Raw genomic sequence first — 14,678 nt, forward strand, 5'->3', positions numbered from 1 at the left:
CTCAGTGCAGGTTGGGCTGGTTGCCCATACCTTTTTCGTCGATCATGCGGCCCGTGCGGAACCGGTCGAACCGATAGGCGGTGGCTGTCGGGTGCGGTTCATCCTTTGCCAGCAGATGCGCAAAGCAATACCCCGACGCCGGAGTTGCCTTGAACCCGCCGTAACACCAGCCGCCATTGAAATAGAGGCCATCGATGCCGGTCCGGTCGATGATGGGCGATCCATCCATGGACATATCCATGATCCCGCCCCACATCCGCAGAAGACGCGCGCGACCGATCATCGGCATCAGGGCCATGCCGCCCTCGCAGACATCTTCGACCACCGGCAGGTTGCCGCGTTGTGCGTACGAATTGTACCCGTCGATATCGCCGCCAAAGACCAGCCCGCCCTTATCGGACTGGCTGACATAGAAATGTCCCGCGCCAAAGGTGATCACGCCGGGCAGAACCGGCTTAAGACCTTCTGAAACGAAGGCTTGCAGGACATGGCTTTCGATTGGCAGCCGCATACCCGCCATGCCCATGACACGTCCCGAATTCCCGGCCACGGCACAGCCAACCTTGCCTGCGCCAATGAACCCTTTCGAAGTTTCAACGCCCAGACATTTTCCGTTTTCGATACGGAAACCGGTCACTTCGCAGTTTTGGATGATATCGACACCGTGGCTGTCTGCCGACCGGGCATATCCCCAGGCCACCGCGTCGTGCCGAACCGTGCCGCCGCGCCGCTGGGCAAGCCCGCCCTTGATCGGGAACCGGGCATCGTTGAAGTTCAGGAACGGGTATTCCTTGCGCACCTGTTCGGCATCCAGCAACTCGGCATCCGCGCCATTCAGGATCATGGCGTTGCCACGTCGCGTAAAGGCGTCGCGCTGGGCGTCTGTGTGGATCAGGTTGATGATCCCGCGCTGGCTGACCATCGCGTTGTAGTTTACGTCCTGCTCAAGACCTTCCCACAGTTTCAGCGAGAACTCGTAGAAAGGTTCGTTGCCGTCCAGCAGGTAATTGGAGCGGATGATGGTTGTATTGCGCCCGACATTGCCGCCACCAATCCAACCTTTTTCAATCACCGCCACATTGCGGAGGCCAAATACCTTGGACAGGTAATGCGCCGTAGATAGGCCATGACCGCCACCGCCGATGACGACGATGTCGTAATGTGGCTTGGGCTCTGGCTCGCGCCAGGCCGGTGTCCACCCTTTGTGCCCGGTAAGAGCCTCTTTGATGACCTTGAAACCAGAGTATCGCATGAATCGGACCTTTTTTTCAGAATCCGCGAAATAACCGAATTTGGATACTCTTGAATCCGACATCTGTTGCGTTGAATCAGACACCACGGCAATCAGCAGGGCATGGTTAATCTTGCGATTTTCGCTGTCGCTGGCAGCGCGGTGTCCGCCACCCTGCCCTGCAACGCCGACAAGGGTCAGAAAAGCCGGTAGCCAAGGATATATACGCGATTTCAGAACTACATAGAATGTAGGATTCAGCGCCTAAGACGTCATCAGAAAGGCAAAGACGGCATAGCCGATGATGGCTGCATACCCCAACGGGTAAATCCATTTGATCGCGTAATTGTCGAGCTTTTTGGCCGTCTCTTCCCGACCGGAGGTCTTCAATTTGCGCAGCATCACGCTGAAGACGATAATCGTTCCAGTCATCAGGAACATGCATTGCAGAATGAAATCCAGAAACGTCAGATAGCCAAGCTTGGGTAAGTCAGCGGAAATGGCCCAGTTGAAGGCCACAAAGACCAACAGGTTGCCGCCTGCGATCTCGATCCGTTTCCGGTATTCATCCAGAAAGAAAAGCGCCCATCCCACTGTGATCAGCACTAGCATCGGCAGGAATATGCGGATGGTGTAATAAGTCAGGTGCCGGGTGCCTTCGAAGACAAGTTCGACCCGGTCGCTTTCGTCGCCCGACAAACCGGTCGTCGTTGAAGTCAGAGCCCTGGCATTGCCGAGTATCCATTCCTCTTCGCCAAGCATGTCACCCAGACCGGAGTATTCATCAAGCGAGTGATAATGAACGAACTGCGAAGGAAACACCGATACGACTTCGAAGTGAAATTCCTGTGTATCGAAAGGGTATTTGCGAAAGTTGAAATGCGGAGCCTGCAAAGTCAGCGAGGATTTTTCGACAAAGGTCACATGACCGTCATGTCGCACGGCAACTGCAGATTCATGAATCCATCGGTTGGATTGTTGGTTGTGGATAACAAAAGCCGGGGTTACGACGTCCAGCTCAGCGGCGTATTTCACGAAAGCGGGCGGTTCAAAAACCCGAAAATCACGACCTAGGCTTGCCGCATCAAATGCCAGTTCCGGGTCTGTCCATTCGAACCGCAAAACAACCACGGCACCATAGTTTTCCGATTGTTGATCGACGCTGGTAATCTGGTCGATCTTGATACCAACCCCGACTTGCAGCGGGTTGTCGGGGGTTCCCACTAGGGTGTCCTGCTGTCCTTGGAACAAGCCCTGCGCAAAACCTGCGCCTGGAAGGACAGACGCGAAAAGAAAAAGAAGGATTCCGGCAACAAAGCTATTCATGATCGTTAAGAAACGCATTTCGCAATGGTGAGGCTGGGCCCGTCAAACAGGCCCAGCCAACTGGTGTCATTCCGACCAGGAAATGGAAGTCAGGTCGATTGCCGCAGTCGGTGCGTTCTCCCACAGGCCCTGAACACCGGCCTTGGCGACGCCTAGCTTGGCCAGCTGGAACAGGTACCCATTGACATAATCGTTCGAGATGAGGCGCTGTGCCTCACCCAGAAGACGGGTCCGTTCCTCGGGGTCGGTGGTGGTGTTCAGCGTCTCCATCAGCGTCTGAAAGTCGATGCTGTCATACTGGAAGTAATAGTCGGGCCGCGCATAGATGCCGATATCCATCGGTTCGGTATGGCTGACGATGGTCAGACCAAATTCCTTGCCCTTGAACACCGATTCCAGCCACTGGGCCCATTCGACGTTGATGATCTCGGCCGTGATGCTGACCTCGGCCAGCTGTGCGGCGATGATTTCACCGCCCCGGCGCGCATAAGATGGCGGTGGCAAGTGCAGAGTTGTCTCGAACCCGTTTTCAAATCCCGCCTCTGCCAGCAAAGCCCTGGCCTTTTCGGGATCATACGCGGACTGGCCCGTCAGATCGACATAAGCGGGGTTGTGTGGCGCGAAGTGTGTCCCGATCGGGGTGCCGTATCCGAACATGGCGCCGTCGATTATGGCCTGCCGGTCAATTGCATGGGCCAACGCCTGCCGGACACGAATATCATTGAATGGCGGCTGTTTGTTGTTGGTGGACAGGATCGTTTCACCCTCGGTCGATCCAACCAGAACCTGAAACCGCGGGTCAGCTTCAAACTGGGGCAGGTTTTCCGGTGCCGGGAAGTTGTCGAACACGTCCACATCTTCGGCCATCATGGCCGCAAAAGCGGCTGTCGGGTCTGAGATGAATTTGAACGTCGCAGTCTCTAAAGCGGGTTGATCGCCCCAATAATTGGGGTTGCGGTTCAGTGTTATGCTGTCGCCCTGAACCCAGTCGCCAAAGGTAAATGCACCTGTACCAACCGGGTTTGTCTTGATGTTCTCGATGCTTTCGGGCGCGACGATCACCGCGTCACCCCAGGCAAGGTTGAACAGGAAGTTGCCGTTCGGATCGGCCAGGGTGATCCTGACCGTCAGTGGATCCACGGCCTCGACGCTTTCGATCCCTGCAAACAGAGCTTTCTGCGCGTTGGCGCTGTCCTCGGCCGTGGCCCGGTCAAGGCTGAATTTGACATCCTCGGCATCCATAGTCGTGCCGTCATGGAAGGTCACGCCGTCGCGCAGTTTGAAGGTATAAGTTTTGCCGTCTTCGGAAATCTCCCAGCTTTCCGCAAGGCCGGGCACGACCGAGCCGTCGCCCATGAAACGGGTCAGACCTTCGAAGATGTTGGTGTAGACAACCGAATCGATGGCCTGAGCTGCGGCGCTGGTCGGATCCAGATGCGGGGGTTCCAACTGCATGGCGATGGTGATGTCGGATTTGGCCAAAACCTGCGTCGCCAACAGGCTGGCGCCAATCGCCACGGTCGACGCGAATGTTCGAAGCACGTGTTTTGTCATGTGAACTCTCCCAACTGAAAATCTGCGCCCATGTTTTCCGGGCCGTTTTATCGGCAGTGTTCCTTTAAACCTGAGGTCAATCAAGGGAATGTTCGCGCAACCGGGGTTTCTTTGGCCCCGGCCGATCTGCTATGCCGCACTGCAACATAAGCCCTGCAGGAGCCAACCATGAGCGCCACCGCCCGCAAAAAGGCCCCGAACGCCGAAGATATTCGCGCCCGAAAAGGCGGCGTGCCTCTGGTCTCGCTGACCGCATACACAACGCCTATGGCGCGCCTGATGGACACGCATTGTGACTTTGTTCTTGTGGGGGACAGCGTCGGGATGGTTTTGCACGGGCTGGAATCCACCCTTGGTGTCACGATGGAGATGATGATCCTGCACGGTCAGGCCGTCGCACGCGGGCTGAGCACGGCGATGATGGTTATCGACATGCCGTTTGGCAGCTATGAGGAAAGCCCGGCACAAGCGTTTCGCAACGCGGCGCGGCTGATGGCGGAAACAGGTGCGGGGGCAGTCAAGCTGGAAGGCGGTGTCGAGATGGCCGAAACCATCCGCTTTCTGGTCAGGCGCGGCATCCCGGTGATGGCCCATATCGGTCTGACGCCGCAATCGATCAACACACTGGGCGGCTACAAGGTGCAGGGGCGTGACGAGCAGGCCGAAACCGTCATGGCAGACGCCCGCGCCGTGACCGAGGCTGGCGCGTTTTCCGTGGTGCTTGAGAAAGTGCCGCAAGGTCTGGCCGACAGGATCACCGAACAGGTTGCCATCCCCACCATCGGAATCGGAGCCTCCGCCGGTTGTGACGGTCAGATTCTGGTCGTCGATGACATGGTCGGCTTTTTCACCGCCTTCAAACCCAAATTCGTCAAACGCTATGCCGAGCTTGGCCCGTTGGCCGAAGCCGCCATCGCAGATTATGCGGCCGAAGTGCGTGCGCGAACATTTCCGGCGGACGAACATGTCTTTGCTGATCAGGCTCCGGCGAAAGGACCAAAGACGTGACCGCGCCGACCCTGCGCTCGCTGGCGGAACTGCGAACCAAGACGACAGAATGGCACCGCGCAGGTGACGTTATCGGCGTTGTACCGACAATGGGCGCACTGCACGAAGGGCATTTGTCGCTGGCGCAGGCCGCAAAGGAAAACTGTGACCGGGTGATCGTGACGATCTTTGTGAACCCCAAGCAGTTCAACAACCCCGAAGATCTGGCGAACTATCCCCGCACGGAACATGAAGACGCGCAAAAGCTGGCCCCTTATGGCGTGGATGCGATCTATGTGCCGGACCCTCAGGAAATCTATCCCGACGGCTTTTCCACCACGGTATCCGTGGCCGGTTTGACCGACATGATGGAAGGCCCTTTCCGCCCCGGCCATTTCGAAGGCGTGGCAACTGTAGTGGCCAAGCTGTTCCTGCAAACGCAGGCGGATCGAGCCTATTTCGGGGAAAAAGACTACCAGCAGCTGCTGGTGGTGCGCCGCATGGCCCGCGATCTGGACATTCCCATCGAGGTTGTTGGCTGCCCAACCGTGCGCGAGCCTTCGGGGTTGGCGATGTCGTCGCGCAATCTGCTGTTGTCGCCCGAGGGCGTAAAGGTCGCGTCCCGCATGAACGAGGTCATGCGGCGGGTGGCGGATAAGCTTGCCGCTGGCAAGGAATTCACGGTGCTGGCGCAAGACGCAAAAGCCGCATTATTGGACGCTGGTTTTACCGAGGTGGAATATATCGATCTGCGCTGCGCCGAGACGCTGGAAAGCCTGCCCAATGCCTGCAAACCCGCGCGCTTGTTCGTCACGGCCTGGGCCGATGGCGTCCGCCTGATCGACAATATTCCCGTCGATCCGGTCTGATTTCTGCTCTGGCCCCGGCGCCGTTGTTTGCGCTAAAGTCGCGCAAAATGACACCGGGGAGAGCGGACATGACCTTTATTCTGGCAATTGATCAGGGCACCACGTCCTCGCGCGCGATCCTGTTCGACGGGCAGATGAACCGTGTTGGCACCGCTCAGCAGGAGTTCCCCCAGCATTTCCCGCAAGAAGGTTGGGTTGAACACGACCCCGAGGATATCTGGTCCAGCGTCATGCATGTGTGTCGCGAGGTGATGGAAAGCGCCGGTGTTTCGGCTGACCAGATCACGGGTATTGGTATCACCAACCAGCGTGAAACCACCGTGGTCTGGGACAAGCAGACCGGCAAGGCCATCCATAACGCGATTGTCTGGCAGGACCGCCGCACCGCCGAAATCTGCGCCCGATACAAGCAGGCCGGGTGTGAGGATGACGTCACCGCCCAGACCGGCCTGCTGCTGGACCCTTATTTCTCGGGAACCAAGGTCAAATGGCTGCTGGACACCGTTTCAGGCGCACGCGCGCGGGCTGAGGCCGGAGAGTTGCTGTTCGGCACCATCGACAGTTTCCTGATCTGGCGTCTGACCGAAGGTCGTGTCCATGCCACTGACGCCACCAACGCCGCCCGCACCCTGCTGTTCGACATTCACAAAGGCGCCTGGAGTGCTGAGATTTGCGAGTTGCTGGATGTACCCGTTCATATGTTGCCTAACGTGCAGGATTGCGCCTCGGATTTCGGCGCAACCACCTTGCTTGGCGGGAACATCCCCATTCTGGGTGTGGCAGGCGATCAGCAGGCGGCCACCATCGGTCAGGCCTGTTTCCAGCCCGGTATGATGAAATCAACCTATGGCACGGGCTGTTTCGCACTGCTGAACACGGGCGCGCAGCCGGTTGAATCGAAAAACCGTCTTCTGACGACAATCGCTTACCAATTGGACGGTCAGCGCACCTATGCGCTGGAAGGGTCGATCTTTATCGCCGGGGCCGCCGTGCAATGGCTGCGCGATGCGTTGCAGATCATCGATTCGGCCCCGCAAAGCGGCGATCTGGCAGCGCAGGCCGACCCGAACCAGCATGTGATCCTGGTGCCCGCATTCACGGGCCTTGGGGCTCCTTACTGGAAGCCGGATTGCCGCGGTGCGATGTTCGGTCTGACGCGCAATTCCGGCCGGGCCGAGATTGCCCGTGCCACGCTGGAAAGCATCGCCTTTCAGACCCGCGACCTGTGGCACGCCATGCAGGGCGACTGGGGGGCCGAGGCGGATGTCATCCTGCGCGTCGATGGCGGGATGAGTGCATCTGACTGGACAATGCAAGGTCTTTCAGATTGTCTGGGTGCCCCGGTGGATCGCCCGGTTATGCAGGAAACGACCGCCCTTGGCGCCGCATGGCTGGCAGGTATGAAAGCTGGGATATACCCGGATCAGGCCGGTTTTGCCCAAACATGGGCGCTGGACCGCCGGTTCGAGCCCACGCAAGAACAAGCCGAACGCGACGCGGCCTATGATCGCTGGCAACGGGCGGTTCAGGCGGCGATGGCGTTCTAGCTGTGATCTTTCAACAAGCGCTGCTTCTGCCTTGACCAGTCACGCTTGGCCTGAGTTTCGCGCTTGTCGTGGGTTTTCTTACCCTTGGCGATGCCGATTTTAACCTTGGCCAGTCCTCTGTGGTTGAAATACAGAACCAGCGGCACCAGAGTCATGCCCTTGCGCTGCGTCGCGTTCCACAGGTTCGACATCTGCTTGCGGGACACCAGCAGTTTGCGGCGGCGACGTTCTTCGTGCTTGAACATCTTGGCCTGCTCATACGGCGCGATATAGCTGTTGACCAGCCAGAGCTCTCCGTCATCGACCGTGGCATAGCTTTCGGCGATGTTCGAGCCGCCCGCGCGCAGGGATTTGACCTCGGACCCTTGCAGGATGATGCCACATTCAATGTCCTCTTCGATTGCGTAATCGAAGCGGGCGCGCCGGTTTTCGGCGATTACCTTGTAATTCGGGTCTGTCTTCTGCTTGGCCATGACGCGTTGATTTAGGCGGCTTGGGCCGCCCTTGCAAGGCAGGGATTTTCGGAGTGCGTCAGGATTTGGCAGAAATGATCAGGTCCGGGCCGAAAATCGTGTCCGCATGGTTGTGCAGGTAGATTTTGAGCCACGGTGTAAACCGGTCCGGGTGGCGGGCCACTTCGGCCAACAGGTCATGGTAGTCGATCCAGCGGATATCCATGACTTCGTCCGGATTAGGTGCGATTTTCAGCGGTCCGCGCACATGGGCCAGAAAAACGTCGACAACTTCGTTTTCCACCATGCCGTTCCCAACATCGGCGTGGTATTCCAAACGGTGACGGTATTCAGGGTAAAGACCTTTGATCCCCAGCTCTTCGTTCAAGCGGCGCACGGCGCAGGTTGAGGAGCTTTCGTCCCAGTCGGGATGCGTGCAGCAAGTGTTCGCCCACAGGCCGGGCGTGTGGTATTTGCCCAGCGCCCGGCGCTGCAACAAAATCTCGGTGCCCCTTACGACAAACACCGACACGGCCTTGTGCTTGAGGCCCTTTTCGTGAGCTTCAAGTTTGTCTACCGGGGTCAATTCACCATCAACCCAAGCCGGGATCATAATGCCCATCTGTCCTCTCCTGCTGCCAATCCGCCTGACGGGCGCTGATGTTGGGTTTAGCTATTGCCGGGTCGGCTTGGCGTTGCGGCACACTCTGCGGTTTGCCGTCAGATACCAAAGTGGCGCTGTTCTACACTGGTATCAATCGCACCAAAGGCCGCAGGGGCTGCGGCCTTTGGTCCTTGTGCGTGGGTGCACAATGCTAGCGTTTATTCGCCTGATACACTGACTATATAGGCAAAGACGTCTTCACTGCCACTTTTCAGCTTGAAGGTCATTTTCGACTTGGCAGCGGTGTCGTCCAAATAAGATTGCAGGAAGCCCTTAGGGTCCTGCGTGTATTCCACAAAGGACGTCTCATCCCAGACCAAACCCTTCTCACCGGCTGCGACGATGCTGTCGCCATATTTGAAGTCTTCGTAGGTTCCGGCAGTGCGGCCAGCGACGCCATAGAGGTTGGGGCCGGTTTTTCCGCCTTTGACGATGACTTCTCCGGCCGGATCAGCGATCATGTGGCAGGACTTGCATTTGTTGAAAGCTTTCTCACCGGCTTCGGCATCGCCTTCGGCATGAGCGGGCAGCGCCAGCAGGCCAGCGATTGCGATAGTGAGGATACGATTCATAGCTTGTGCTCCGATACAAATTGGCTGCACCGAATGGACCCCCGGCGCATAAAAGTGTCAACGCGCGGATTGCCGCGCGCATCTACAGTGCCACTGCGACACATGGTGTGTCCTTAACTTAAGTCATGTACAGTGGTCCAGCAGGGCAACAGGTCTCCTTCCGCCGGGGTCGCCAGATAGACCGCCCGCGCAATGGCCCGGGACAGGCACAGCGAAGCCGCGTGCCCGATCAGAGCGAGATCGGCTTCGGATGCGATGGGGCGGGCGCCGGTACTGACGCCAAAAACCAGATCACCGTCGCCGGGTGTGTGTGCGGGAAGGATCGCCCGGGCAATTCCGTCGTGGGCGGCAACGGCCAACCTTTGGCATTGTGGTTTGGTCAATGCGGCATCCGTGGCAACGATGGCGATGGTCGTGTTTGTCCGCTCGGATTGCGCTGGCCTCATGGCCATCGCTTTTCGGCTGGGGCGGATCCGGCTTTGATCCGGCGACATATCGGGGCCCAGCCCGCCAAATTCATCGCCAACTTCGAAGGGGGCTGCCCAGAAATGCCGGTCACCCGGTGTTGTAACACTGCCCAGCGGGTTCGCCGCAACGAGGGCCCCGACCGTGACTCCATCAGGCAGAATGGACGAGGCAGAGCCAAGCCCGCCCTTCTGCATTGCGGCCAACGCCCCGGTGCCCGCCCCGACGGACCCCAAATCAAAATCTTTTGAAGCGCCCAGATAAGCAGCCCGCCCCAGCGCACGATAGGGGTTTTCCGCCCAATCCTTTGCACCGCCATTGAGCAGGTCAAACAGGATCGCGCCGGGAATGATCGGAACCTTCGCTGAACTGACGGGAAACCCGCGCCCTTCAGCCCACATCGCATCTGAAACACCCGAGCAGGCGTCCAGTCCAAAGGCCGATCCGCCGGACAGAACCAGCGCGTCCACCCCTGTGACGGTTTTATCAGGCGCAAGCAGATCGGTTTCGCGCGTACCAGGTGCCCCGCCCATCACATGGACCGACGCAACGAACGGTTTATCTGCCGTGAGGACCGTGGTCCCGGACTTCAGCGCATCGTCCTGAGCGTTTCCAACTGCCAGGCCGGGGACATCGGTAATCAGGTTTCTTGGTCCAGGGATCATCTTGAACTCGGGATTGGTGCGGGGAAGCGCGCGGGCGCGCGCTGCCTCCGGCGGGGATATTTTTGGCCAGATGAAGATCGGATCAGATACATCGGCCGCCATCGACCTCGAGCGCGGTGCCGGTGATCATGCTGGCCTCGTCCGAACACAGGAAACAGGCGGCGTTGGCCATATCTTCGGGTGTTGAAAACCGTCCCAGTGGGATGGTCGCCAGGAACTTGGCGCGGATCTCGGGCGTGTCTTCGCCCATGAAAGATTTCAACAGCGGTGTTTCGCCCGCCACTGGGCAGATCGCGTTCACGCGTATGCCGGTTGGGGCCAGTTCGACCGCCATGGTCTTGGTTGCCGTGATCATCCACCCTTTGGACGCGTTGTACCAGTTCAGATTCGGGCGCGGAGACAGGCCCGCCGTCGAGGCTACGTTCAGAATTGCACCCGCGCCGCGCGCCTTCATATGGGGAACAAATGCCCGGGCGGTCAGATAGACGGACTTCATGTTCACCTTGAAGACCCGGTCGAAATCATCCTCGGTGACATTTTCCAGAGGGGTTGGCAAGTGGGTGACACCTGCGTTGTTTACCAGAATATCGAGCGCCCCAAAGGCGGCGAGTGCCGTGTCCGCCATCTTTTGAACTGAAGCCCTGTCGCCGACGTCGACCTGGTGCGCCAATACCCCGGCCCCAAGTTGCCCCGCCATATCAGCGGCTGCGTCACCATTGATGTCCGCGATCATGACGCGTGCGCCTTCGGCCAGGAATTTCTGCACGATCCCCGCGCCAAAACCCGATGCACCACCGGTGACGATTGCGGTTTTTCCCTCCAGCCTCATGACGTTGCCCTTTTGCAGCCTTTGCGGGCCAGACTATCAACGCCCCGGCAAGATGCCAGATCAATCTTCAGACACCTTGCCCCGCAGCGCCTTGACGTCGCCACGCGCCTTTTTCGCGGCAAGTCGACGCTTGACCGAACCATAGGTCGGTTTCGTTGCGATCCGCCGTTTGGGTTTGACCAGCGCGCGGGCGATCAGTTCTGCCAGCCTCGCGCGCGCGATTTCACGGTTGCGGGCCTGCGAGCGTGTTTCCTCACATTGAATGATGATCGCGCCGTCTTTGGTCCAGCGTCGCCCGGCCAGTCGCTTTAGCCGGACCTTGACCGGATCGGGCAAGGACGGTGAGCGTACCGCTTCGAAGCGCAGCTCGACTGCGGTCGACACCTTGTTGACATTCTGCCCTCCGGGACCGGACGACCGCACAAAGCTCTCGGTCATTTCCCAGTCTTGCAGAGCAATATCTTCGGTGATGCGCAGCATGTCAGTGTCAGCTTGGTGACTTGGGCGAATGAAAAGGAAGAGTCGCGATCCTGACCCGAGCCGTCGGAAACCCGCAACAAGCGGGCGGGCGTAAGCCATAGCGGCACAGCATTTCAGCAAGTCTCCTCATCCTCGGTGCCTAGCGCAGTGCATATGTGCGATCAAGCCTGCTTTGGCAGTTCGCACAATGCAGAATCCTGGCGGTGGCTGGGACGTCCGTTCGCATCAGTTGCGTTCGCCGTCAGGTATTCCAAGCCCAGCTCATTTAACGTCAGGTGCCGCCAACGCTGTGGCCATATTGCGTTACTTATGCAGAATCGAATGCGCGAAGGGCTGCAACGATCTTTCGTGAATGTTGGTTGTGAAAGGGATCGTCATGGATATGAGGCGCGTGCTCGAAGACTTTGATGAAGCGTACAATCAGGCATTTAACCGAGGCGATGCTGCTGGCTGCGCTGCGTTCTTTACCGAAGACGTCATGTTGTTGGCGCCCGGAGAACCCCTGCTGCGCGGGCGCGAGGCGTTCATCGCAGCCTATCGGGAAAGAATGAAAGAAAACACCGGTGGAACGCATACAAATGAGTTGATCGATTTCAGTGTGGATGGAGGTACCGCCTATCAGGTCGGGTCTTTTGCTATCGCTGATTCTGACCCGCCGGAGAAAGGGAAGTTTGTGAACGTCCTGAAACGCCAGACGGATGGCACCTGGACAGTCAGCATTTCCATCTTTAACAGTGACTTTCCATAGCGGCCTTGAATGTAGAGTGAGCAGACATGGAACCGGGGTGTCAGGCTATTGATTGGCCCTGAGCACCGCGGGCGATGTCACGCAACACATTCAGCTCCAACTCGTCTTCCTCATGCACCCGTGCCAGGATTTCTTTACTGCTGACGATGGCAATTGCTTTTCCATTCTGAGTTACGACAAGATTTCGGATTTTGTGTTTGGCCATCAGATTAAGACCACTGGACAACTTCGAGCCCAGCGCGCAGGTGACAGGTTTTTCCGTCATCCAGTCACCCACTGTCTGCTTGTAGAAAGCTGAGCCGGAATCCGCCAGGCACAGCAGCACGTCATGATCCGTGATTATCCCGACCAGCTTCCCTTCGCTGAGAACCGCCAGCGCGTTCACATCCAGCAACGCAATGGTGACGGCCGCATCGAACACCGTTGTGTCAGTGTCGCAAAATGGCGGCTTTTTAAGGTTCTGCGTTTTGACAATGCTTGAGATCGTCATGTCTTCCTCGTGGTTGAGCGCCCGACCCCTGTGTTGATCGGGGCGCATGAAAAACACTAATTCAGGAGCGGCATCATCGCTGTTGCAAGGCTCAGGACCAGGAAAAACCCTGCCATGTCTGTGATCGTTGTCAGCAAAGGGCCACTGGCGACCGCCGGGTCCTGACCGATGCGCTTTAACAGCAAAGGCAGAACGCCACCGATCGATACCGCGATGATCGTGTTCAAACCCAGCGCGCCGCCAATCACCAAACCCAGAAACGGGTTTCCTTTCCACATCCAGGCAACGAGTCCGATCAGCAGGCCAAGGACACAGCCGTTGATGATGCCGACCGAAACCTCTTTTAGCCAGACCCGCATAGCATCAATGGGCCGGACCAGACCAAGCGACAGCTCGCGCATGCTGACCGCAACGGCCTGATTGCCGGAACAACCGCTCATATCCGAGACCATCGGCAGGAACACAGCCAGAGCGATCACGGCAGAAAGGGTCTGTTCGTAGGCGGCAATCACGCTGGCCGCGATTACGTTGAGCACGATGTTGGCCGACAGCCATTGAAGCCGCCGCCGCGCCCTGAGCGGCAAAGGCATCGATCGCAGTTCGTCTCCAAAGACACCATGGCGTTTCAGGCTTGCCGATTCCGCGCGCTTCAGCAGGGCCTCATTCACGGCAGAGCGGGAAACGACACCCACAAGATTCCCGTCCGTTTCGACAACCGGCAACCCAAGAAAAGGGTGCTCATCGAAAAGGTCCTCCAGTTCTTCCAGCGGCATGCTGGCCGGAACCGTGATAGGGGGCACCATGATATCGGTGAGTTTGATGCTTCGCCGTGTGGACAGCAGGCTACGTAATGAAAGCACCCCGACAGGCACGCCATCGGAATTCAAAACGTAAGGGTGCTGGCCACGGTAACGTTCAAGGTCGTACTCTTCATGAGCGAAACGCCGCAGAACCTTTCCGACTGTATCACCATCGGAAAAGGTAAAGGCTTCGGCCACCATCAGACCACCGGCGACATCGTCGTCATACTCGACCAGTCGCCGGACATCCGCCGCATCTTCCGGATTCATCCGGGCAAGGATCGCTTCTGCATCGGCGTCTTCAAGTTCCCCGATGACATCCGCCTGAATGTCGGAATCCAGCTCAAGGATAATTTCGGCGGCCTGATCGGAAAACATGCGTTCAACAAGATCGACCGCCAGCGCGTTTGGCGCTTCTTCGACCAGTTCGGCCGCACGTTCCGGCGGCAGCAACGAGAGCGCGGCGCTTCGCTGGTCAACGGGCAGGTTGAGCAATTCCCGCAAGGCATCGCTAAGCGAAAGCGGATCAAGCAGGTCTGCCAGCGCCGCCCCGTCGCGATTTTCCAACGCCAGCTGAAGCTGCGTCCCTGTTTCCCTTGGTAAGGAGTCCGTATCGCTCATCCGCCGACCTGTGGGGGTAAAAGTTTCTTACTTTCACCCATATAACAGAAAATATTTGCCTATAGACAAAAAAAATTCTGATTTGTAAGAAAGTGCATGCAGGAAAATGACTGGATATCAGCCGCAGCCGAACGTCTGGCCGCCTTGTACGATCAGGAGTTTGGCGGCAAGGTCAGCGGACGGTATCGCATTCCGGACAAGCTGGTGCGTCGGATCGCCAGGCGCAGGCGTTTGTATGAAACAGATATCCGCGCCCTGTCGATCGCGCTTTTTGAACTTGGGTACGTGTTAATCGATATGGATAGTTTTTACGTTGTAATGAGCGCGAATTCGTTTGTGAATTACCGGCGCGCCAATGATGACAGCGTGGCTTAGTCG

16 protein-coding genes are annotated in these 14,678 nt (G+C 58.0%); 5 read left to right on the forward strand and 11 right to left on the reverse strand.

Features of this window, described 5'->3' with window-relative positions:
• Position 1: 1 nt before the first annotated feature.
• From ACR0BK_RS14105 to ACR0BK_RS14115, 3 genes are all read right to left on the reverse strand, one after another.
• Positions 2-1,252, reverse strand: a complete 1,251-nt coding sequence (locus ACR0BK_RS14105; protein ID WP_480519599.1) for a sarcosine oxidase subunit beta family protein — start codon at positions 1,250-1,252, stop codon at positions 2-4.
• A gap of 243 nt (positions 1,253-1,495) precedes the next feature.
• Positions 1,496-2,455, reverse strand: a complete 960-nt coding sequence (locus tag ACR0BK_RS14110; protein ID WP_480555109.1) for a ligand-gated ion channel — start codon at positions 2,453-2,455, stop codon at positions 1,496-1,498.
• A 168-nt stretch (positions 2,456-2,623) separates the two neighbouring features.
• The gene (locus ACR0BK_RS14115) at positions 2,624-4,111 is read right to left on the reverse strand and encodes an ABC transporter substrate-binding protein (protein ID WP_480555110.1); all 1,488 of its coding nucleotides are present in this window, start codon (positions 4,109-4,111) and stop codon (positions 2,624-2,626) included.
• A 168-nt stretch (positions 4,112-4,279) separates the two neighbouring features.
• Between ACR0BK_RS14115 and panB the strand changes: the two genes are divergently transcribed.
• The 3 genes from panB to glpK all read left to right on the forward strand — a co-directional run bounded on the left by panB (position 4,280) and on the right by glpK (position 7,514).
• The gene (gene panB / locus ACR0BK_RS14120; protein ID WP_480555112.1) at positions 4,280-5,119 is read left to right on the forward strand and encodes a 3-methyl-2-oxobutanoate hydroxymethyltransferase; all 840 of its coding nucleotides are present in this window, start codon (positions 4,280-4,282) and stop codon (positions 5,117-5,119) included.
• A complete protein-coding gene (panC, locus tag ACR0BK_RS14125) occupies positions 5,116-5,967 on the forward strand; it encodes a pantoate--beta-alanine ligase (protein WP_480555113.1) in 852 nt (283 codons plus the stop codon). The genes panB and panC overlap by 4 nt, the downstream gene beginning before the upstream one ends.
• Positions 5,968-6,035: 68 nt before the next feature.
• Positions 6,036-7,514 (forward strand): glycerol kinase GlpK, encoded by a 1,479-nt coding sequence (gene glpK, locus ACR0BK_RS14130; protein ID WP_480555114.1) that lies wholly within the window; start codon positions 6,036-6,038, stop codon positions 7,512-7,514.
• Here the strand turns inward: glpK and smpB are convergent.
• The 6 genes from smpB to arfB form a co-directional block, all read right to left on the reverse strand.
• Positions 7,511-7,987 (reverse strand): SsrA-binding protein SmpB, encoded by a 477-nt coding sequence (smpB, locus tag ACR0BK_RS14135; protein ID WP_267365868.1) that lies wholly within the window; start codon positions 7,985-7,987, stop codon positions 7,511-7,513. The genes glpK and smpB overlap by 4 nt on opposite strands.
• A gap of 58 nt (positions 7,988-8,045) precedes the next feature.
• Entirely contained in the window at positions 8,046-8,588 is a 543-nt protein-coding gene (gene idi, locus ACR0BK_RS14140; RefSeq protein WP_480555115.1) for an isopentenyl-diphosphate Delta-isomerase, read from the reverse strand.
• 200 nt (positions 8,589-8,788) lie between these two features.
• The gene (locus ACR0BK_RS14145) at positions 8,789-9,202 is read right to left on the reverse strand and encodes a c-type cytochrome (RefSeq protein WP_480474528.1); all 414 of its coding nucleotides are present in this window, start codon (positions 9,200-9,202) and stop codon (positions 8,789-8,791) included.
• Between the two features lie 113 nt (positions 9,203-9,315).
• Entirely contained in the window at positions 9,316-10,332 is a 1,017-nt protein-coding gene (locus ACR0BK_RS14150) for a P1 family peptidase (RefSeq protein WP_480555159.1), read from the reverse strand.
• 82 nt (positions 10,333-10,414) lie between these two features.
• Positions 10,415-11,161, reverse strand: a complete 747-nt coding sequence (locus tag ACR0BK_RS14155) for an SDR family oxidoreductase (protein ID WP_480474526.1) — start codon at positions 11,159-11,161, stop codon at positions 10,415-10,417.
• Between the two features lie 60 nt (positions 11,162-11,221).
• Positions 11,222-11,641, reverse strand: coding sequence for an alternative ribosome rescue aminoacyl-tRNA hydrolase ArfB (gene arfB / locus ACR0BK_RS14160; protein ID WP_480555116.1), 420 nt, complete (start codon positions 11,639-11,641; stop codon positions 11,222-11,224).
• Between the two features lie 376 nt (positions 11,642-12,017).
• Here arfB and ACR0BK_RS14165 point away from each other — a divergent pair, with 376 nt between their 5' ends.
• Positions 12,018-12,389: a YybH family protein gene (locus ACR0BK_RS14165; RefSeq protein WP_480555118.1), complete on the forward strand. Its 372-nt coding sequence runs from the start codon at positions 12,018-12,020 to the stop codon at positions 12,387-12,389.
• A gap of 40 nt (positions 12,390-12,429) precedes the next feature.
• On the opposite strand, the gene ACR0BK_RS14170 is transcribed toward ACR0BK_RS14165, so the two are convergent.
• Positions 12,430-12,879, reverse strand: coding sequence for a CBS domain-containing protein (locus tag ACR0BK_RS14170; RefSeq protein ID WP_480474520.1), 450 nt, complete (start codon positions 12,877-12,879; stop codon positions 12,430-12,432).
• Between the two features lie 56 nt (positions 12,880-12,935).
• Positions 12,936-14,300: a magnesium transporter gene (gene mgtE / locus ACR0BK_RS14175; protein ID WP_480555120.1), complete on the reverse strand. Its 1,365-nt coding sequence runs from the start codon at positions 14,298-14,300 to the stop codon at positions 12,936-12,938.
• A 96-nt stretch (positions 14,301-14,396) separates the two neighbouring features.
• Between mgtE and ACR0BK_RS14180 the strand changes: the two genes are divergently transcribed.
• Entirely contained in the window at positions 14,397-14,675 is a 279-nt protein-coding gene (locus tag ACR0BK_RS14180) for a hypothetical protein (RefSeq protein ID WP_480474516.1), read from the forward strand.
• Positions 14,676-14,678 lie beyond the last annotated feature (3 nt).

Source organism: Ruegeria sp. AF1 (genome assembly GCF_056542125.1).

What these genes read in the sequence shown, in the direction of transcription:
- mgtE (WP_480555120.1), bottom strand. Translation starts at nt 14,300, where the DNA reads ATGAGCGATACGGACTCCTTACCAAGGGAAACAGGGACGCAGCTTCAG.
- ACR0BK_RS14155 (WP_480474526.1), bottom strand. Translation starts at nt 11,161, where the DNA reads ATGAGGCTGGAGGGAAAAACCGCAATCGTCACCGGTGGTGCATCGGGT.
- ACR0BK_RS14170 (WP_480474520.1), bottom strand. Translation starts at nt 12,879, where the DNA reads ATGACGATCTCAAGCATTGTCAAAACGCAGAACCTTAAAAAGCCGCCA.
- ACR0BK_RS14165 (WP_480555118.1), top strand. Translation starts at nt 12,018, where the DNA reads ATGGATATGAGGCGCGTGCTCGAAGACTTTGATGAAGCGTACAATCAG.
- glpK (WP_480555114.1), top strand. Translation starts at nt 6,036, where the DNA reads ATGACCTTTATTCTGGCAATTGATCAGGGCACCACGTCCTCGCGCGCG.
- smpB (WP_267365868.1), bottom strand. Translation starts at nt 7,987, where the DNA reads ATGGCCAAGCAGAAGACAGACCCGAATTACAAGGTAATCGCCGAAAAC.
- ACR0BK_RS14150 (WP_480555159.1), bottom strand. Translation starts at nt 10,332, where the DNA reads ATGATCCCTGGACCAAGAAACCTGATTACCGATGTCCCCGGCCTGGCA.
- arfB (WP_480555116.1), bottom strand. Translation starts at nt 11,641, where the DNA reads ATGCTGCGCATCACCGAAGATATTGCTCTGCAAGACTGGGAAATGACC.
- ACR0BK_RS14180 (WP_480474516.1), top strand. Translation starts at nt 14,397, where the DNA reads ATGCAGGAAAATGACTGGATATCAGCCGCAGCCGAACGTCTGGCCGCC.
- ACR0BK_RS14145 (WP_480474528.1), bottom strand. Translation starts at nt 9,202, where the DNA reads ATGAATCGTATCCTCACTATCGCAATCGCTGGCCTGCTGGCGCTGCCC.
- ACR0BK_RS14105 (WP_480519599.1), bottom strand. Translation starts at nt 1,252, where the DNA reads ATGCGATACTCTGGTTTCAAGGTCATCAAAGAGGCTCTTACCGGGCAC.
- idi (WP_480555115.1), bottom strand. Translation starts at nt 8,588, where the DNA reads ATGGGCATTATGATCCCGGCTTGGGTTGATGGTGAATTGACCCCGGTA.
- ACR0BK_RS14115 (WP_480555110.1), bottom strand. Translation starts at nt 4,111, where the DNA reads ATGACAAAACACGTGCTTCGAACATTCGCGTCGACCGTGGCGATTGGC.
- panB (WP_480555112.1), top strand. Translation starts at nt 4,280, where the DNA reads ATGAGCGCCACCGCCCGCAAAAAGGCCCCGAACGCCGAAGATATTCGC.